Below are 18,736 nucleotides of genomic sequence, written 5' to 3'. Positions count from 1 at the left end.
GAAACGGGTCTACGGAGAACACCGGAATAATCAAATGTTAAACATTTTTTACTTTCAAATATACGGCTCGGTACTGTATGATGAGGTGCGGAGAGGAGTCAACATCATTGGAACCATTTCAACAAAATCAAACTTCATGGAATACCGGAGCCTACCAGGCTTGGGTTAACCGTTTCGGTTTCCCGAGCGAAGCGGCTGTCAAACTGAGAGAAAACCCTGCGAAGCGAATCGGCAAAGCGCTCGATTACATGGGGGACATAAGAGACAAGAAAATCGCCAACTTGCTGGGCTCGAACGGGAATAAAGCCGTTGCATTCGCTTTACTCGGCGCGAACGTCACGGTGGTCGATTTTTCTGCGGAAAACGAAAAATATGCCATGGAGCTGGCAAAAGAGTCGGATGTTCATCTTACATACATTCAGTCCGATGTACTAAACTTACCGGCGCATGTATTGACGGGCGATTTCGATTTTGTATATATGGAACACGGCATCCTTCATTACTTTCTGGATTTGAACCCGCTGCTCCATGTGGTCCAGGCGCTTCTTCGCAAAGGCGGTACGCTGGTCCTTCAAGATTTCCATCCCGTATCGACCAAATTGATCAGTTCCAAAGGAACCACGGCAAACATTCGAAAACATAAAGTGACCGGAGATTACTTCGATTCGTCGCTTGTGGAAAAGGAAGTTGCTTTCTCCAAATTTCTGGCGGCCGAGGGCAGTGAACGCGGTGAAGGCAGCGTACAAACCGTGCGTCTGCGCAACTGGACTCTTGGAGAAATCGTTACATCGATTGCAAATGCGGGCTTGTACGTGAAAGTGCTGGAAGAGCTTCCTAATCTTTCTTCAGACGTATTTGATAAGGGCATCCCCAAAACATTCACGATCGTCGCGGAGAAATTGTAGGGGAGGCGCCATATGAAGTGTATGTGAATAACAGTTTACACAAATGGCCATCATTTGTTATTATAATAAGCAAATTCAAAACGCGATGACGAGAAGAGTAGGGAACAACGTTCTTGCACAGAGAGCTCCGGCAGCTGAAAAGGAGCGAAGAACTTCTCCCGAACCAAGCCTCTGAGCAGCATGTCGGAACCACCAGAGGGGATGGCATGACGGGAGCTCCCGTTACTGAGCTAGAGTATAACATGGATACGCCATGCGTACTTGAAGAGGTTAATATGGCGACATATTAATGAAACTGGGTGGTACCGCGATAACTTCGTCCCTGAGACATGAAATTAGTCTTGGAGATGAGGTTTTTTTGTTTTTTCATCGCTTCATACATTCGTTAGGAGGAGCCGACCATGGGTAACGAGAAGGAACATGCTGCGGAAAATTTTATGGTTAAGCTGATTGCCGAGGAGCTTGAGGCCGTACCTTTCGAAAGGGACATGTGCACGAGATTTCCTCCCGAGCCTAACGGCTATCTTCATATCGGGAGCGCATACGCCATTCACACGAATTATTCGATCGCCCGGCGGTTTAACGGCACGTTCCATTTGCGTTTTGACGATACGAACCCGCTAAAAGAAAATATCGAATACGTGAATGCGATCATTGAAGACATCAAATGGCTCGGCTACGATCCGGGAGAGCATATTTATTACGGTTCGGATTACTCGGACAAAATCTATAACGCTGCGGTCACCTTGATCAAGCAAGGGAAAGCTTATGTGTGTGATTTGTCGCCGGAGGAAGTAACCGAGTATCGGGGGACGCTGACGGAGCCGGGCAAAAACAGTCCTTATCGGGACCGGCCGGCCGAGGAAAATCTGGAGCTGTTCGCCAAAATGAAAAACGGTGACTATCCCGCCTCCTCCAAAGTGCTTCGCGCCAAGATTGACATGGCTTCGCCCAACATCAATCTGCGTGATCCTGTCATCTACCGGATTATCCATGCCGAGCATTACAGAACGGGAAATGGCTGGTGCATTTATCCGATGTACGATTTTGCCCATCCGATTCAAGACATGATCGAGGGGATTACGTATTCTTTATGCTCCATCGAATTCAAGGACCACCGTCCATTGTACGATTGGGTCCTTAGAGAGCTTGAGATCAAGGAGCCTCCACGGCAAAGAGAGTTCGGCCGGCTCAGCTTAACGGGCGTCGTCACGAGCAAACGGTTTTTGCGGCAGCTGGTGGAAGAAGGATTGGTAGACGGCTGGGACGATCCACGGCTTCCGACGATTCGCGGCTTGAGAAGAAGAGGGTTCACGCCGGAGAGCATACGCAGTTTTATTGAAGAAATCGGCAGCATCCGAACGCAAAGCACGGTGCACATCTCCTTGCTGGATCATTGTCTGCGGCAGGATCTGAAGGAAAAGACGATCAGCGTGATGGCCGTTTTGCAGCCTTTGAAGGTCGTCATAACGAACTATCCTGAGAATGAGACGGAGCTGCTGCTCATCGAGAACAATAGCGAGAACGAGTCGCTTGGCAAACGAGAGGTACCGTTTTCCAGAACGATCTATATCGAGCGGGACGATTTCACGGAGCAGCCGCCGAAAGGATTTCACCGCTTGAGTCCGGGTGCGGAGGTGAGGCTGAAAGGGGCTTACTTCATCAAGTGCGAAGAAGTGATGAAGGACCCGAATACCGGCGAAATTACGGAGCTTCATTGTACGTATGACCCGATTACCAAAAGCGGCACCGGCTTTACCGGACGCAAAGTGAAAGGGACGATTCACTGGGTTTCAGCTACGCATGCAACCAAAGCAGACATTCATTTGTACGAGAAATTGCTGCTCGAACAGGATATTCCGGATGAGGACGGTGCGGATTGGACGGATGTGGTCAATCCCGATTCGCTCGTTACCGTAACGGACGGTTTATTGGAGCCGTTCGCCCGGCATGCCCGTCCGGAACAAAAGTTTCAATTTTTCCGTCACGGTTATTTCAGCGTAGATCACAAGTTCACTACGAGCGAGCGGCTCGTGTTCAACAGGATCGTGCCTCTAAAGGATAGCTGGAATAAATCGTTGAAATAAAGTATATGTCATAAGTTTCATTACTGTATGTTCGATCTTTGGTCTCCTTTGTATGATGAAAATGGAAAAGCTTCTCTCTTTCGGAAACATACCATTTCAACTCATATTGGAGGAGATCGATTTGCGCGAAGGGCAATTGACTTTTTTTGGCGGGGCAGGCAAGTCGGGAGGCGTGCAGGTTTTATACGGCAAAGGTAAGCAGGCGGTTTTATTCGATTTCGGCGTAGAGCACAGCTCTCTGCTGTTCCCAAAGCAAACGACGCTTTACGAACCTGTTGGCGCAACATCCGGGCGTGAAATTCGTCAATTTTTGCTTGGCGGCATGACTGCGCCGCTGCTCAAGTTGTACGATCCTGAACAAATCAAAGGGATTGACCCGGCGATTGTGCGCCGTGTCTGGAATAATCGCGAGTTCCCGCAATATGAGCGAATCAACCTGTTTATCGGACATATGCATACCGATCATATCGGTGTGCTTCCTTATGCGCATCCGGATCTTCCGGTGTACATGAACCATGATTCCTATGCGTTATACCGCGGCATCGTGGCTGGCGGACATTATCCGGATACAGCGGCGCGCATTGAAGCATGCGAAGATCTAAGCGTCATCGATTTCGGCGAATTTACGATCCAGATTGTTGAGATGGACCATAACGCTACGGGAGCGGCGGGTCTTATTATCGAAAGCGGCGATCACAAAATCGCCTATACGGGAGACTGGCGGCGCCAGGGCAAGCATCCGGAGAAGATCGACCGGTTCATCGAGCTTTGCCGAAGCAAGCAGATCGACGTGCTCATTACGGAAGGGACGCGCCTACCGGCAGATCCCGCTGCCGTTCCTGCCTATCAGCAGCCGGAAGACGCATTGCTGAATGATTTTTCACAATTAGTAGGCGAAGCGGAAGGGTTTGTATATTTGCAAATGTCGCCGAGGGACCTCGAGCGCATGGCCAACATGATCGCCATCGCCATGGAGAAGGGGCGTAAGATCGTCATGGAATCGTCCCACGCGTTGATCTGGCATGCTGCCAATCGCGAAGGATTGCGCATTCTGGAAGGTCATCCGGCGCTGAACGCGACGATAAAAGTAATGGATGCTACGGTGACGGACGGCATGACGGTGCCTTACGAAACAGTCGCGCTGGAGGAAGTGGCTGAGCATAAAGACCAGTATTTGTACTTCTTCAAATTCCCGGATCTGGCCCAAATGATTGAGCTGGAGACGCTCGGCGGGCTGCAAGGCTGCTCGCATTTCATTCAATCCGACTACAGTGTGAAAGTAGATCACAAGGATGTCGCCAAATTTTTGAAATCGTTCGGCATTACCGGACATACCTTGAACAACGGGGGTCATGCTCATCCCGACGCGATCTCTGATTTAGTCGAGCGGATCGCGCCGAAAGCGGTTATTACGCTGCATAGTCCTCATCCGAGATCGCTTAATACGAGAGGAATCAAGGCCTATTTCCCGGAAAAAGGAGAGACGGTCTCCGTAGCCTCCATCATTGAAGCCGCATCCGTCGGTGCTGCGCAATAAGATCACGGCAGACAAGAAGTTCTTCTATAAGTAAGATTGCTGCTTATGCAATACATCGTTACTTTCATGCCCCTCAGAGGTTTCCTCTGAGGGTAATTGCTGTTGGACAATGCGGCATGGAGCCGGATCGTTCATTGGCGCCGAAATCGAAAAAACGGTTGACCTTAAAGTAACTTGAAGGTGTATGATATTTCCATCTTGATACATCATGGAGGCGAATATCATTGGACACACCTTATTTTAAATTTGACGGCGGATTTATTATGGTACCTTGGGACCGGTTTGACGAAGCAGTCGAGTGGTATCGCGACACCATGGGATGGCGATTGAACGGCACCGCTACGGGTCCGGTAGGGAGGAAAGCATTTTTTAAGCTGCCAGGCATGGGACAAGCGAACTTAAAGTCGTTTGAAAGCGGCATGGATCATTTTACAATGGAAGATTACGCCGAAGGCCATTGCCGTTTCTGTTTTCGAACAGCGAATTTGGAGCAAACGCTGCTTTATTTTACACAGCAAGGGGTCGAGATTTCAGAACCGGTTAATATGCCCGACGGAACCTGGGCTGCCGATATACAAGCATTTGGCGGGTCACGACTTACTTTATGTGAAGATCGCAAGCTAGAGGGCAAATATCCTGACTCACGCATCATCCAATATGCTGCGAAACCGCTATGGTTGGGAGTTCGTAATCTGGAGGCGGCGACGGTGTGGTACGAGCGCGTGTTAGGTTTTGCCCAATCCGATCACAATTTCAAAGACCGAGGGTTTGTATTGATGCGGGATGTAAAAGACGAATGGGACTTTGCATGGCTGGAACAAATTCCTTCAACATCAAAGTTTGTAAAAGCGAATCCCGGGGCCAGACTATACTTTCAAATTGAAGAACGAGCGGACTTTGAACAGACCCATTCGTGGTTGAAGGAACAAGCATTAGAAGTTTCCGAGATCGTCGGGGAACGTTGGCAAGGGTTTCATTTTTACGATCCGGACGGTAATCGGTTGAACGTTTGGAATTATTATTAATTTTGAAGGGGAGCGCCTATGCCAAAAAAATGACGATTCAAGTCTTCGCTGACCGGACCGGTCTCCCCTCCAGTACATTGCGTTATTATGAGAAGGAACGATTGCTGCTGGCGGACGTTCGTTCGCCCAACGGATATCGTCTGTACCGTGAAGACCAGATCCCCACTGCAGTAAAAATACATTCTTTGCGTCAAGCGGGCATTCAGCTGGCCGAGATTCGGGAGTTTCTTCATGCGGATACCGCACAGCAATGGGTGTGGATGAACAAATGGCGCAGTGATATTGACGCTAAACTATCGTTGCTCCACGCTGCCAAACAGTTTTTGTATGGTGTCGGCCCAAGGGATGAACATGTACGATTGGTGAAATGGGACGCTCCGGTCCAAATGGTATGGTTTCGTCATCAAGTGCAGCGGCAGTTGAATCCTTTTGCGCAAGTGATGGAACAGAGAGCGGCACAGATGAGAAATATAGGACTGCACGTGCAGGAGGCATTTGTTAAGCAAGAGCAGGTGACTGGCGACAATATGATCGGGAAAGTCGGTTTTCGACTTCGCGGAAAGGTTTCTTTTCCAGATGAAGAATTCAAATCTGCAGAGATTGAAACCATTGAGCCTACCCTGTTTGTTGTGTTGGATTGCTTGTCTAACGATCCGTACGCATGCTTTAGTACTATGCTTGTGTTGCAATCATTTGGCTATAAGCAGGTCGGCCCTAACATGGAACGCTATCAATTGCACGATAAATCGCATTATGAATGGATGATTCCAGTAGTTCATGGTTCAGCCGTACCGCCAAAAGAATCCGGTCGCAGGAGTGATGATGGAAATGGATGCAGGTAAGACGGTTTGTATAACGGGAACGGACAGAGGCATTGGATTGGCCTTGTCCAAAGGATTGCTGCTTGAGGGATATACGGTGTTTGCCGGCGGCATTCAGCAGGAGAACAAGGAACTCGACGACTTCGCGGTAGCGTTCCCGGGACGACTGCGGCGGTTCGTATTGGACGTGGGGAGCGATACGAGCGTTGGCGAAGCGGCGGAATTTATCCAAAGCGATACCGAGAAGCTCGACTTTCTCATCAACAACGCAGCGATTCTCGGTGATACGAAGAAAACGATCGCGGACGAACTCGATTTTGACGAAATACAACGTGTGTACAACGTATCGGCTCTTGGCGCAATCCGAATGTCGAGTGCATTGATTGGGCCAGTGATGAACGGCGGAAAGCTGATCGTGAATATTTCTTCGGAAGCGGGAAGCATCGGGAACAGCTTCCGTGAAAGCTGGTTCGGTTATTGCATGGCCAAATCCGCGCTGAACATGGGGTCCACCATCATCCATAACAGCATTTGCAAGGATGGCGGACGGGTATTGCTGATCCATCCGGGGTGGGTAAAAACGTCGATGAGCGGTACATGGAACGATGCCGGCACTTATACGCCGGAGGAAGCGGGAGCGAACATTTTGAAACGCATCGATGAATATAAGGATGAGATCGGGCCGCAGCCGATGTACATCGAAGCGGATACCGGAAAGTCATTGCCTTGGTAGCATGCATCCCGTTCGTTTAAGCAGGCACTCGCATCGGATCTCGAAATAGCAATTCAAAAGAAATGATGTATTCTAATGCATGATATACTAGAGAAGCAATCTATGGCTACTAATAATGACATCATAAGGTAAAAGAAAGGAGCAATACAGCAATGAACCAAGAGGTCGTCTCATTTATCGAAAGCCTTAATCAGCCATGGCAGGTTGAAGTTTCCAAACAACTTCGACAAATGGTCCATGAATCCATCCCGGGGGTGGAAGAACGGATTCAATACAAGAAACCGCATTTCCTGAAAAACGGGCATTACGCTGCAGTGATATCCCCATCGAAGGACGCTATTGCGTTTATGATTATGAATGCTACCGGTTTGGAAGTCCCGAAAAATTTCGAAGGTCCTGCCGAGCGAAAATGGCTCAAAATCCGTGAAGGGGACTCGCCTGACTACGGCTTGCTGACCCAACTTCTTGTACAAGCTTCCAATTCTCTTTAAACATAATAATGAGGTGCGGCAAGGCAATCGAAAGCATCCGGAGATGGCGGTAGTCATTCTCAGCGGTGCTTTTTTTGTTGTCAAAATGCGACATTAAAGCTCGGTGAAGGGTTGACTTTCGGCGCATATGTGATTAAAATCACAAAGGTAGACAGAAATTACAGAATGAAGGGATACTTGTGCCTTATTTGCGTTTCAAAGGATTTCAAAGTGAAGTATTGGAGAAACTGGCGCCGCTGGTTGTAGACGAATTTGCTTACATCGTCAAAATTCCGAAAGAAAAAGTCAAGATTGAGCTGCTTCCGATCAGGCAGATCACTAACTCGCCATTATCCGTGGAGATTCAAATGTTTCAAAGGGAGCAGGAGACCCATGATGCCCTCGCTTCGAGCATGAATCGCATTTTCCATGAGTTTGACTGCCAGCATGTTCATATTTATTTCGTTATTCTTTCTCCCACCCTTTATTATAAAGAAGGAAAACCTCTTAAAGTCATTCCGGATCATAACGATGAATGAAATTCCCCACTGCATCTGAACCCATATTGAACCCGACAATGGCGCCGCGGCCAAGTCGGGTTTTACGATCCCGGCACATGAACTGGCTGTAACACAGCCAGTTTGTTGCATTTAACTGCACAGTCACTAAGTTATCGTTTACAAATAAATATTCCTGATCCTTTGCTGATGTGGATCTTGCCATCGGATAGCTCCATTTTCCTATCGAGAAAATCTTTAAACTTTTCAGCACAACCCGGGTCCAGTATCATCTGACCGGAATCCATTCCATTCAAAGATAATACGTAATCGACAATGGCCTGAGCGTCCGTAACCAACAAAGCATCCTCGTACAGTGCAAGTTGAACATCCCCGAAAGCTTCCAGCAACTGTTCTTTGCCATTCTCCAAGGAAAAATGAGATTCAAGCGTACCAAGCACTTTATCGTATTTTGAATGAGGATCAAATTCGTTGACCATTTCCTTCAGCTCGAGCATATTGCGCTTACCTACCGTACTTGCGTAAAATGTCCCGTCAGGTTTGAGAATACGCTTGATCTCGAATAAAGCTTTCCCCCTGTTCTCAACATGATAAAGCATGTGGTTTGCGATTACGATATCGAATGTAGAGTCTGAATAGAGGATCTGTTCGGCATCTATTACCTCGTAATGAAAGTTCCTGTTTAGATTGGCAAGATTCATTTCAGCATCCTTTAGCATGCCCGATGATATATCTGTAATGGTAATGTTCCAATGCTCCGGAATTCGGTGGGCATTCGCCATCCACAGCAACCCATTGCCTCCGCCCAGTTCCAACACCTTGGCATGACCTGCTTGGTTTAGCTGGTCAAAAACCCAAAAAGGCCAAGGGTATTTGTTTGTACCAAAAGATTTGTGCAGGTGGATTCGAGCGTTGAAATTACCCGAGTTCGCATATTGATTTTGTTTAAGCTTTTCTTTATTCTCTGACATCATTAGGAGACACTCCTTCCGTTTTATCTGCTGCAATCCGCCAATCACTCATTGAGTCCGCCAAACGCAATATTTTGTCAGCAAGAACCTTGATTTCATCATCATTCCAATCCTTTAAAATGTGTTCTAATCCGTCGATACTTTTTTCGAGAAAATGCAACAGCGCTCCCTCACCAATCTCAGTTAAACGAATCAAACTGGATCGAAGATCTTTAGGGTCCGAGATAACGGCAATATATCCCGATTGTTTTAAAGATTGGATTCGCCGGGTGATGGAGGAAGGATTGAAGTCAAGCTCATTAGCTATGTCTGTTAGTCGAACTTGCTCCTTTTGCCTTATTAGCATAAGAATTTCAAACGTTACTCGATCCAAATCGGATCTTCGATTCTGTGCATGTTTAAATTCCTTTACTAGCCTTAACGTTCCATACGCTAACTTTTGAAGTTCATTGCGGTCTTTCGTCAAAGGGTTCACTTCCTAACAAAATTTTCAAATTATGATCTCATTTTATTATATTTGCTTGCACAAAGCAAATAAAAAAGTAGGGCTAATCGTTCAGGTAAACACGCAAGCCACGATTTCCCTTAGTCATCGCAAAATCTTATTCTTGCAAGCGGTTAACGCCACAAAATTGGATAATTTACCAATAATTTTTATTCTGTTATTATGTACGGTATACCGTACATTCCGGAATTCGCGCTGACGGCATTGTGAAATCATAATGGAAAGGTGGGATTCAAATGACAACAACCAAGAAATTACCAAGGACAACTGCCACGGAATCTATCAAACAGTCGGGTCATGAACAGGTGGTTGAATATTTGAGCAATCTCGACCATCCGCTGAAAATGGAAATAGAGGAAGTACGTCAAATCATTTTAAGCGCAAATACACAGCTTAGCGAGCATATTAAATGGAATGCACCGAGTTTCTGCTATAAAAATGAAGACAGAATCACATTTAATTTGCATGGCAAAGGATTTTTTCGGATCATTTTTCACTGCGGAGCCAAGGTAAAGGAAAACAGACGAGAAGGACCGTTATTTGACGATCACACCGGGCTACTTGCGTGGGTTGCCGTTGACAGGGCCGTTGTCAAGATTGTTGATATGAACGATGTACAAGCAAAAAAAGATAGGCTCACCGAACTTGTAACGAAGTGGATCGAAGCGACGGGGTTGTAGAAGGAGATCGATGAATTGCAATTGTTAGCGAAAGAAATCAGCAGTTATAACGAGATTTCAGTGTATGAAACGACAGAGTTGTATGGGGAGATGGGAAAGTTTCGCTTCTTGCAGTTTGCAGACGGTGCCGTACAAGGCGCCTTGGACATAAAACATCCGGATCGTATCGTGCTCGAATACCCGAGGGCTATCATTCATTTACTGGAGAAAAACAATCCGTCCCTTGAGAATGTATTTGTCATCGGGCATGGGACGGGAACGATCGCCGGACATTTCCCGGACAAGCGATTTACCGTTGCCGAGATTGATGCACAAGTGGTGGAGTTGAGCAGGCGATTTTTTAACTACAGCCAAAATAACGTCGTTACTGGAGACGGCCGCCAGCTTTTGGAGAAGGAAGCGCCGAATACGTTTGATTTCATCATATTGGATGCTTTCTCCGCGAAAGGGACGCCGATGCATCTGGTAACAATAGATTTTTTTACTATGGCGAAGGAAAAGCTCAACGCCCGCGGAGCCGTCGTCATGAATCTAATGGGCAAGAGCAGAAACGATAAGCTAATTAACGCGATCCATACGACGCTTAAAGCCGTATTTGCGGAAACGAAAGCGTTTTCTCCTGAGAGCGCAGGTGCGTCCGACTTGCGAAACATTATTCTCATCGGCAGCGATCGTGCGATTGATTTAGAAATTAAACAGATGGCCGGGTTCATAGAGATCGGATTGGAACAGGGTCATACGATCGTAGACCGGGACAACGGACTACATGGATAGGCCAGTGGTTACACGGATTTTGCCTGTGCCGCATTTCCAAAGAGGATTGAAGTCGACTTATGTCGAAGTCATTGAATCATACCTATTATTTCCAAGATGGAGAGTGAAGTTCATGAACGTTCGAGGCATAGCCCATCGCGGCTACCCGACATTATTTCCGGAAAATACGTTATCCTCATTCCAGGCCGCATTGGATGCGAATTATACGCATCTGGAATTGGATGTGCATCTGAGCAAGGACGGCATTCCTGTCGTTATCCATGACCCAACCGTTAACCGGATGTGCAATGACAAAGGCAGGGTTAAAGAATATACTTTGGAGGAGCTGAAGCGTTTCACCGTTGGAGAACGGGAGACGATTCCGACGCTTGATGAGGCGCTTGCGCTGTGCAAGGGCCGTATTTCGGTTTTTCTGGAGCTGAAGCAAATCGGGAAAGCTTATGAGGGCATAGAAGAAAAAGTGCTGGATGTGATCCGCCGCCACGATATAACGGATCAGATCATCGTCACCTCCTTCGACCATTATTCGTTGATGAAAATGCGAGAGCTTGATTCCGGTATCGACATCGGTCTAATCATGGGCTGCTTGTCCCCAAGCGTATTCCCTTTCATGAAGCAGCTTCGTTCGCGATACCTCTGGATGTCACACAAGCATTTGACAAAAGAGTATGTGCAAGAGTGCCTGGTAAATAACATTCAAGTGATCGCGAACCCCATCGACACGGAAGAAGTAATGGATAAATTGCTGCGGCAATTTCCATCTGCTTTAGCTTCGACGAACATGCTGGAGCAATGGCAGCAATTTTATATGCAGAACCGGGACACGCTTGGGTAGTTTTGTATCCTTACGGAACGGATTTAGTAATAATCGTTCTTTGCATGCAAAGTGAAAGCTTTAAGAGATTGTACTGCTACGATGACCAAGGGGGCCGTATGCCCCTTGACATCAAAATCTAACAATGTTATATTTCTGAATGTGAGTAAAATATGGAAAGGAGGTTGATCCGATTTGAATCGCCGCGAGCGGCACAAGCAGGAGCTTCGGCAGCGAATCATTGCAGCGACGAAGGAGATTGCCGACAGGGACGGATGGAAGGGCATAACGATCCGGAAAGTCGCAGAACAGATCGAGTACAGCCCGCCGACGATTTACGAGTATTTCGAGAACAAGGATGCGCTGCTATTCCAACTGCTGAAGGACGGCTTTCACCTGCTCTATCTCGATTTGGCAAAGGCGAAGGCGGAAAACAACGAGACGCCGCAGCAAACGCTGTACGCGATGGCCAAAGCGTATTGGGCTTTCGCTTTCCGGGAACGTGAGTTGTACGAAATCATGCACGGACTTGCGGGCATTTCGTTTGGGACGCAAAATACACCTGAAGAGCCGGTGAGGGTATTTTTCATTCTGCGAGATGCCATTGAAGCGTGCATGAACGTGGAAACGAAGGATCTGGATGGCGAAGTCGATTTATTTTGGAGCAACTTGCACGGTATGATTTCGCTGACGATTCAGGGGCGGATGAAAGGCGGACAGGAACGCGCCGAAATGCTCATCGACCGGATGGTGGAACTGTATGTAAAGGCGTGGGGGTAAACCCCCGTTTTTTTAGAAGTTAAATCTAACAACGTTATATAATTGAACAAAATAGAAATTCCACAAACAATAACTTAAAAGGTGGTTATGAACATGAATGTTTTCATCGTTAACGCACACCCAAATCCATATAGTTTCAACGCTGCTGTCCGCAGCGTACTGGTCGACAGCCATACGAAAGCTGGACATCTAGTGCAGCATTCCGATCTGTACGAATCCGCCTTCGATCCGACGCTTACGGGGCAAGAGCTGCTTGGCTCATTCCAAGGAGGAGAGGCGCCTCGTCATCCAAACGGCGGGACGGAGTGAGCGCAACCTGGCTTCCCGAAGGTTGGAGCAGGCGATGAAGCTGATCGTCAAAGAAGGCATTCTGGATGTCGGCATCGATGTCGTAGACCATGTATTCCTTTATTTGGTGAATACGGCAGATGAAGTTGCACGGGAATCGATGCTTCGGCAGGTCGCCGGACTTGCCGAAAAGCTGGACTTCCCTAAGAGCGGATCTATTCATAATTAAAGGTCAGGCATTCTCAAAATCAGAAGGGGGCGTAACCATGAATTTGTATATTACTTTGTAATTCATCCACATCATCTCCGCCGTAATTGCGATTAGCTCCATCGTCGGTTCTCCATTGATCATGAGTGGCGTGCGTACCGCAGAGCAGGCCAAGTTTGGGTTAGCAATGCAGAACAAATTGGCCATTTTGCCGAAGATCGGCGGCTCGCTACTGCTGTTGAGCGGGCTGGCGCTCGGCTTGATGAATACGAGCCTGTTTCGGGAGCTGTGGTATGTGGCCTCGATTGCGATATTCTTCCTCATTCTGATCATCCTCGCCGTCTTCCTTCCTGCAGGCATCAAGCACCAGCTAGCGCTGCTGCAGCAGCAGACGTATGGCGATGCGCTGCCCGACTCGTACCGGCAGAGCCGCAAGCGGTCCGCGAGGTTGGAAGGCATTGCGAATTTTGCCGTTTTCCTCTCGCTTATACTAATGGTGTTCAAGCCGTTCTAACCTGACACGGGTACTCGGGCTAAATATCTGGATCACATGAAAGGGTTATGAAAGAGGAAACTTTTTTGATATATTAAAAAAATTATAGAATTACGGTGTATTGAAACATCAGGTTTAGTTGAACTTGATGTTTTTAATTTTTGGCTATGTTAAACTAAACTGTCAGCTGATCGGAAAATTGAAGAGGAGTGCTCTAAACAATCCAAAACTTGAGAGTCTAGGTGGGGATTGCCCGGCGGCGGAATGCATGCAGGCGAGTCGATCGAGGAGACTATGATTCGGGAAGTGTACGAGGAAACCGGGTTGGAAGTGAAGCAAAAAGAGCTATATACGGTGTACAGCGGCTCACGAATGAAGTACAAGTACCCGGATGGAAACGAAGTCGTATTTGTTATGTTCATTTTTCATGCTGAGGCAGACTTAACGGGAAAGCTTGCGGCGGACAATAAAACGCTTATTTATGTTGATGAAAGCCGGGAATCGTTAAAGCTGGAATTTAAATTTATTGAGGAAATCAATATCGAGGAGATCAGTACGGTACAAAGACCGGTGTTCGAAGACTTGAAAAAGGGAGTCACGACACTATTAAGAACTTGATTTTTTTCACCAATTTTAATCCAAGAAGGGGACGGAAACATGACGATTTCGATTAAGCTGCCAAAAGAAGAGAAGGAACAAATAATTAACAGCGTAAAGAATTATTTTGAAGAAGAACGATCCGAAACGATCGGTGATTTAGGGGCGGAACAGATCATTGATTTTATGATGAAGGAGCTTGGACCGTACATCTACAACAAGGCAATAAGTGACGCTCGGGCGTTAGTAAATGAAAAAATGAATCAGATGGATGACGAGCTATATATGTTTGAAAAGCCGATTCAAAATCGCAGAAGATAGCGCTGCCTTCCAACATGATGCATTGTGCAAGCTATATCGCGACGGACGATTGCAAGCAAAATAATGATCGGTTATAATTAATAAACCGACCGGTCAGTATATTTAAATTATCATTTCGAACAACGGAGCAGATCAAATGGCAAGACCTGTGGGTCAAGGTGAAAAAACGAAAAAGCTCATTGCGGAAAGAGCGAAAGTTCTTTTCGAACAAAAAGGGTACGCGGCCACTTCAATGGAAGAAATTCGAGAATGTACCCAGACCAGCAAAGGCAGCATCTACTACCATTTTAAGAGCAAGGAAGAGTTGTTCTTGTATGCGGTTGAGGAATCCTCCAAAGCATGGCGGAGCTTATGGGAGGAACAAGCGAATAAGGTAGCGACAGTGCGAGAAAAGCTGTATTTGCTTGCGCGCTACTATGCTACGGATATGCAAAATCCGCTGTCGAAAATCGTTCCCGAATATATAGCCTCGGAGAAGATTGAACATATGATGAAGGAGAAAATCATTCGTCTCATTCAGCCTGAGTACGACGTCTTTCATCAACTCATCGAAGAGGGCATACGTAAGCAAGAGTTTGAAAGCAGTAAAAATGTAGAGGACTTATCCTACATTCTGTATGGTACACTTACGGGATTGAGTATTACGCAATTTTTCGGATATAGCGAAGAAAGGTTTTATTTCCTCTACGAGCAAGCGATCGATGTGTTCCTTCACGGGATTTCCAGACAGTAACCCCTGAATTGCGGTAGGGGTTATATTTTCAAACATTAATAGACCGAACAGTCGGTTTACTAATTCAATTGAACCGTTCCTGCCGGATAATAATTGACAGTGGAGAGGAAGATATTCGATGTACTTGTTGCCCAAGCATCAATACGAAAATGTAAGGCCGCTCTTTGAACCGTTCACGCATCAGCTCATTTCGAAATCAATAATGGCCGGCAATACGATCGGAACGATTTACGTCGATCATGTTGAGGAACCGAAGTCTGCGGTCATGAACGGAATCGACTTTGAAATGCTGTTTGCAGGCGATCCGGGGAACGAAGATTTCAATAGAACGTTCGGGGATATGCTGGAGCGGGAAACGATTTCCGCAATGAAGGGAAGACGAGTACCATACATGAATATGTATTATGAATCCAAACAATGGAAGCAAGCTATCCAGCTCGTGATTGCGAGCAAGCAAAAATTAAGCACGGTGAAGAAGCGCTTCTATACGATGGATTCGACAAGCAATGTGTCGCCAAAACAATCGCTGAACGAGAATGCTTCATTGAGGCTCATTGACGGTTCGCTGTTAAACGATCCATCGATAAACAATGTAGACCAAGTTATGCAATGGATCCATGTGGCTTGGCCATCGAAGGAACGATTTTTGGAGAAAGGAATCGGTTACTGCATCGTAGAGGGGAATACAATTGCCAGTTGGTGCTTGTCGTTATTTGTAGACTCAAAGCATCATGAACTTGGATTGATGACCGATGAAGCGTATCGAAGAAAGGGCTATGCCAAAGCTGCAGCTTCAGCATGTGCCCGTCGCTGTCTCGATGACGGTAAGATTCCGCACTGGAATTGCGATGATCATAATAAGGGCTCCATCCATGTAGCCGAGTCGATTGGATTTAAAAAGGAGCGAGAATATGACGTCTTTCAAATCAACGTTGATTCAGAAGACGAGTAAATCGAAGTAACTCATATCGCTGCGGTTAAACAACGGTGTCATCGAACGGATCAATGCAGCATTCGAATCATAATTACCATAAACCGTTCGGGAGGGCTGGACGGTTTTTTTTCATGGGTATAATTTGTTTGAGCTTCCGGATCAAGGTATTTCAACCGAAAGACCCAAAATATTCCTGTCGGTCGAAGAATATGGTAAGGTAAATTATCACTTATGTTCACGATAACGAACATGATCTGGGGAGATCGGAGCAGCTAAAACCATCTGTCGCGTTGACTATCAAGAGAACGTCGCTTCTGCACGGGGCCAGATTCATAGGAGGTGACGTATCTGAATACGATTTGGACCATTCGTACCAAGCAGTGGGCCTCTAGCCAATCCGGAGGTGATCGAATGGAAAAATTGGCGAGCCGCATTGATATTCTGCAGTCGGAGTTGCCCAAGATGCTGCAGCGGGACGGAGCCGTTGTATATATTGGGTGAGGAGTAAAGTATAGCAAGGTCCATACTTGCGATTTGCTGCTGAACGAATATTACCATTACCAATATTTGTAGGTAATGGTATATTTATTTTACGAGCTGGGACGTATCCTCAGCTTGTCCGCTGGTCAGAATGTCGTATCAGTTGGACAACATCAAGCACCACCAGCTAATTTGTATACACATGAAGGAAGAATTCTAGATGCTGATTAAAAGAGGTCAGGGTCTAGGATCGCAATTAATAAATTATTTGATTAGACATGTAACCGAAATAGGATTTAAACGGGTGTCATTATTAACAGTCCCGCCTGAAGTAAAGCCGCTATATGAACATACCGTCAAGTTTTATGAGAAACACGGATTTATCGTTAGTAAACGATACAGCGAAATATGGGGTAGTGGAGCGATTGAGATGTCCAAGAATCTATAGCATACAATTCAAGCTACTAGAAAAAGGATGGACGACATATGATCTTGGATAAACCATGATAAAGGGAGGATCTTATGGGACTCCACCAAAAACCATTTGTAATAACCATTGCCGCCGTCTCAGGTGGCGGAAAGACAACGGTAACGAAACGCTTAGCAGAGACATTAAGCCATTCGAAAGCTCTATATTTTGATGCGTATGAATTTGAGGGTGAGCCCGATGATATATGTGAGTGGGTTGAGCAAGGGTCAGATACCAGTGTGTGGAATTTGTCGCCGTTAATTAACGATTTACAGTTTTTGCTTTCACGCCATGAACCGTCACTGGACTACATCATCGTTGACTATCCATTTGGCTATTTGCATGAAGGAATGAAAAAATTTATCGACTTCACAATCTTTATCGATACTCCGTTAGATATGGCTATGGCAAGGCGGATCCTGAGAGATTATACCGACAGTTCTAGTGAGAATATTAGAAACCATATGAAGCATTACTTAGCTCGAGGAAGGTTTGCATACTTAGATATGTTAAGAACGACTAAGCCTAATTCAGACTTCGTTATTGATGGTTCTTTACCGCTTGATGCCATTGTAAATACGATATCAGAGGAAATAAAAAGCAAGTGTAAACCATAATAAGAGGGAAGTGCCCAAATGGAAAATAATTTAGCTGAGCAGAACATTCAAGAACGCCCGCTAGGCGTTGTAGGACTTGGCGGATGGATGGTATTAGTTCAAATAGGTATATATGGTAGTTTATTGTTGTTGCTTGTTCAAATTTATAATTATTCCATCCCGTCCGTAAGTCCCGAGATATGGAAAAATGTAACTTCGAAAACCTCCGAATTGTATCATCCGTTGTGGGGAGCATTGATTATATTTGAATTAGCGTTTAATGTATTATTTTTTCTATATACTATCATTATCCTTATAAATCTTTATCAAAAGAAATTGATACTACCCAAGTTAATGATCATTTATTATAGTACTTCTCTTGTTGTTGGAATCATTGACTATTTGCTTGTACTTCAAATTCCTATGGCTAGTGAAATGCAAGATGCAGGCCAATTAAAAGATATCTTTAGATCAATCGTTACTTGTTTAATCTGGATACCGTATTTCGTTAAGTCTGAGCGAGTGAAAAATACTTTTGTAAGATAATAGCTGCCGTTTGGATGGTCGTTATTATGGTTGAAATCAATAGGTGTACGCCGAACCCCTAATGAGTAGAACTCATAGGGGTTTTTGCATGGCGAAACGGATGGCCTGACTGATCAATACAGGCAGTACGGAAATATGGTTTTCATGCTCATACTCTCGATACTCAACAGACAGATGCTCATTTCCTATCTCAGACAGCCGGCCTGCAAGAGCCTTGGCCTTCATATTGACCTAACTTTCATGCGATTTCTCGAGCTCTCCTGCCGTGAGCAATAGCCGTATGGTCTTATTGTCCTTCAGCAATTTTCTCAAATGATTGCCTTGGAACAGCATGATTCTTTTTTGCGTACGGGGGATGACGACGGATTGGAATGCAGAACGATCCATGAATAAACTCCCAACCAATAACTAGTAATATCTATTATTATACTTAGTAGATCTTGAGATTTAC

The 18,736-nt window shown here is 45.9% G+C and carries 25 protein-coding genes and 1 other annotated feature; of the genes, 22 read left to right on the top strand and 3 right to left on the bottom strand.

What is annotated here, in order from left to right:
- Window positions 1-107 precede the first annotated feature (107 nt).
- The 8 genes from ACFQI7_RS01695 (at window position 108) to ACFQI7_RS01660 (ending at window position 8,117) form a co-directional block, all read left to right on the top strand.
- Window positions 108-905, top strand: coding sequence for a class I SAM-dependent methyltransferase (locus ACFQI7_RS01695; protein WP_218096670.1), 798 nt, complete (start codon window positions 108-110; stop codon window positions 903-905).
- A 76-nt stretch (window positions 906-981) separates the two neighbouring features.
- Window positions 982-1,232: a binding site (T-box leader), on the top strand.
- Between the two features lie 74 nt (window positions 1,233-1,306).
- A complete protein-coding gene (locus ACFQI7_RS01690) occupies window positions 1,307-2,992 on the top strand; it encodes a glutamine--tRNA ligase/YqeY domain fusion protein (RefSeq protein ID WP_218096669.1) in 1,686 nt (561 codons plus the stop codon).
- Between the two features lie 121 nt (window positions 2,993-3,113).
- Window positions 3,114-4,529, top strand: a complete 1,416-nt coding sequence (locus ACFQI7_RS01685; protein WP_218096668.1) for an MBL fold metallo-hydrolase — start codon at window positions 3,114-3,116, stop codon at window positions 4,527-4,529.
- A gap of 224 nt (window positions 4,530-4,753) precedes the next feature.
- Complete coding sequence (locus tag ACFQI7_RS01680) at window positions 4,754-5,554, top strand: VOC family protein (RefSeq protein WP_218096667.1); 801 nt, start codon at window positions 4,754-4,756, stop codon at window positions 5,552-5,554.
- The gene (locus ACFQI7_RS01675) at window positions 5,539-6,396 is read left to right on the top strand and encodes a helix-turn-helix domain-containing protein (protein WP_218096666.1); all 858 of its coding nucleotides are present in this window, start codon (window positions 5,539-5,541) and stop codon (window positions 6,394-6,396) included. The genes ACFQI7_RS01680 and ACFQI7_RS01675 overlap by 16 nt, the downstream gene beginning before the upstream one ends.
- Window positions 6,383-7,108 carry an SDR family NAD(P)-dependent oxidoreductase gene (locus tag ACFQI7_RS01670; RefSeq protein ID WP_218096665.1) on the top strand — a complete coding sequence of 242 codons (726 nt, stop codon included), beginning with the start codon at window positions 6,383-6,385 and terminating at the stop codon, window positions 7,106-7,108. The genes ACFQI7_RS01675 and ACFQI7_RS01670 overlap by 14 nt, the downstream gene beginning before the upstream one ends.
- 152 nt (window positions 7,109-7,260) lie before the next feature.
- Complete coding sequence (locus ACFQI7_RS01665) at window positions 7,261-7,599, top strand: DUF1801 domain-containing protein (protein WP_218096664.1); 339 nt, start codon at window positions 7,261-7,263, stop codon at window positions 7,597-7,599.
- A gap of 179 nt (window positions 7,600-7,778) precedes the next feature.
- Entirely contained in the window at window positions 7,779-8,117 is a 339-nt protein-coding gene (locus ACFQI7_RS01660) for a DUF1904 family protein (RefSeq protein WP_218096663.1), read from the top strand.
- A gap of 131 nt (window positions 8,118-8,248) precedes the next feature.
- Here ACFQI7_RS01660 and ACFQI7_RS01655 read toward each other — a convergent pair whose 3' ends face one another.
- On the bottom strand, window positions 8,249-9,070 hold the full coding sequence (locus ACFQI7_RS01655) for a class I SAM-dependent methyltransferase (protein WP_218096662.1): 822 nt from the start codon (window positions 9,068-9,070) through the stop codon (window positions 8,249-8,251).
- Window positions 9,054-9,533, bottom strand: a complete 480-nt coding sequence (locus ACFQI7_RS01650; RefSeq protein ID WP_218096661.1) for a MarR family winged helix-turn-helix transcriptional regulator — start codon at window positions 9,531-9,533, stop codon at window positions 9,054-9,056. Before ACFQI7_RS01650 ends, ACFQI7_RS01655 begins: the two co-directional genes overlap by 17 nt.
- A gap of 275 nt (window positions 9,534-9,808) precedes the next feature.
- Between ACFQI7_RS01650 and ACFQI7_RS01645 the strand changes: the two genes are divergently transcribed.
- The 14 genes from ACFQI7_RS01645 (at window position 9,809) to ACFQI7_RS01580 (ending at window position 18,285) form a co-directional block, all read left to right on the top strand.
- A complete protein-coding gene (locus ACFQI7_RS01645; RefSeq protein WP_218096660.1) occupies window positions 9,809-10,252 on the top strand; it encodes a DUF1801 domain-containing protein in 444 nt (147 codons plus the stop codon).
- 15 nt (window positions 10,253-10,267) lie between these two features.
- Window positions 10,268-11,026: a spermidine synthase gene (locus ACFQI7_RS01640; protein ID WP_230414582.1), complete on the top strand. Its 759-nt coding sequence runs from the start codon at window positions 10,268-10,270 to the stop codon at window positions 11,024-11,026.
- A gap of 112 nt (window positions 11,027-11,138) precedes the next feature.
- A complete protein-coding gene (locus tag ACFQI7_RS01635) occupies window positions 11,139-11,861 on the top strand; it encodes a glycerophosphodiester phosphodiesterase (RefSeq protein ID WP_218096659.1) in 723 nt (240 codons plus the stop codon).
- A gap of 174 nt (window positions 11,862-12,035) precedes the next feature.
- A complete protein-coding gene (locus ACFQI7_RS01630; RefSeq protein ID WP_218096658.1) occupies window positions 12,036-12,620 on the top strand; it encodes a TetR/AcrR family transcriptional regulator in 585 nt (194 codons plus the stop codon).
- Window positions 12,621-12,713: 93 nt separating this feature from the next.
- Complete coding sequence (locus ACFQI7_RS01625; protein WP_218096657.1) at window positions 12,714-12,929, top strand: NAD(P)H-dependent oxidoreductase; 216 nt, start codon at window positions 12,714-12,716, stop codon at window positions 12,927-12,929.
- Window positions 12,874-13,137 (top strand): hypothetical protein, encoded by a 264-nt coding sequence (locus ACFQI7_RS01620; RefSeq protein ID WP_218096656.1) that lies wholly within the window; start codon window positions 12,874-12,876, stop codon window positions 13,135-13,137. The genes ACFQI7_RS01625 and ACFQI7_RS01620 overlap by 56 nt, the downstream gene beginning before the upstream one ends.
- Before the next feature lie 64 nt (window positions 13,138-13,201).
- Window positions 13,202-13,630: a DUF2269 family protein gene (locus tag ACFQI7_RS01615; protein ID WP_218096987.1), complete on the top strand. Its 429-nt coding sequence runs from the start codon at window positions 13,202-13,204 to the stop codon at window positions 13,628-13,630.
- Between the two features lie 228 nt (window positions 13,631-13,858).
- A complete protein-coding gene (locus tag ACFQI7_RS01610; RefSeq protein ID WP_230414580.1) occupies window positions 13,859-14,227 on the top strand; it encodes an NUDIX domain-containing protein in 369 nt (122 codons plus the stop codon).
- A 39-nt stretch (window positions 14,228-14,266) separates the two neighbouring features.
- Complete coding sequence (locus ACFQI7_RS01605) at window positions 14,267-14,527, top strand: DUF2164 domain-containing protein (RefSeq protein ID WP_218096655.1); 261 nt, start codon at window positions 14,267-14,269, stop codon at window positions 14,525-14,527.
- A gap of 136 nt (window positions 14,528-14,663) precedes the next feature.
- Window positions 14,664-15,260 carry a TetR/AcrR family transcriptional regulator gene (locus tag ACFQI7_RS01600; RefSeq protein ID WP_218096654.1) on the top strand — a complete coding sequence of 199 codons (597 nt, stop codon included), beginning with the start codon at window positions 14,664-14,666 and terminating at the stop codon, window positions 15,258-15,260.
- A 118-nt stretch (window positions 15,261-15,378) separates the two neighbouring features.
- Window positions 15,379-16,212 (top strand): GNAT family N-acetyltransferase, encoded by an 834-nt coding sequence (locus tag ACFQI7_RS01595; protein WP_218096653.1) that lies wholly within the window; start codon window positions 15,379-15,381, stop codon window positions 16,210-16,212.
- A 682-nt stretch (window positions 16,213-16,894) separates the two neighbouring features.
- Window positions 16,895-17,122 carry a GNAT family N-acetyltransferase gene (locus tag ACFQI7_RS01590; protein WP_218096652.1) on the top strand — a complete coding sequence of 76 codons (228 nt, stop codon included), beginning with the start codon at window positions 16,895-16,897 and terminating at the stop codon, window positions 17,120-17,122.
- 74 nt (window positions 17,123-17,196) lie between these two features.
- On the top strand, window positions 17,197-17,760 hold the full coding sequence (locus tag ACFQI7_RS01585) for a nucleoside/nucleotide kinase family protein (protein WP_377516545.1): 564 nt from the start codon (window positions 17,197-17,199) through the stop codon (window positions 17,758-17,760).
- A gap of 18 nt (window positions 17,761-17,778) precedes the next feature.
- Window positions 17,779-18,285, top strand: a complete 507-nt coding sequence (locus ACFQI7_RS01580) for a DUF2569 domain-containing protein (RefSeq protein WP_218096650.1) — start codon at window positions 17,779-17,781, stop codon at window positions 18,283-18,285.
- Between the two features lie 231 nt (window positions 18,286-18,516).
- Here ACFQI7_RS01580 and ACFQI7_RS01575 read toward each other — a convergent pair whose 3' ends face one another.
- Complete coding sequence (locus tag ACFQI7_RS01575; RefSeq protein ID WP_218096649.1) at window positions 18,517-18,672, bottom strand: hypothetical protein; 156 nt, start codon at window positions 18,670-18,672, stop codon at window positions 18,517-18,519.
- Window positions 18,673-18,736: the final 64 nt, after the last annotated feature.

The sequence above is a fragment of the Paenibacillus allorhizosphaerae genome (assembly GCF_042659105.1).
GTDB lineage: Bacteria > Bacillota > Bacilli > Paenibacillales > NBRC-103111 > Paenibacillus_G > Paenibacillus_G allorhizosphaerae.
The sequence above is the reverse complement of the archived record's forward strand: the minus strand, read 5'-3'. Positions and strand labels throughout refer to the sequence as shown.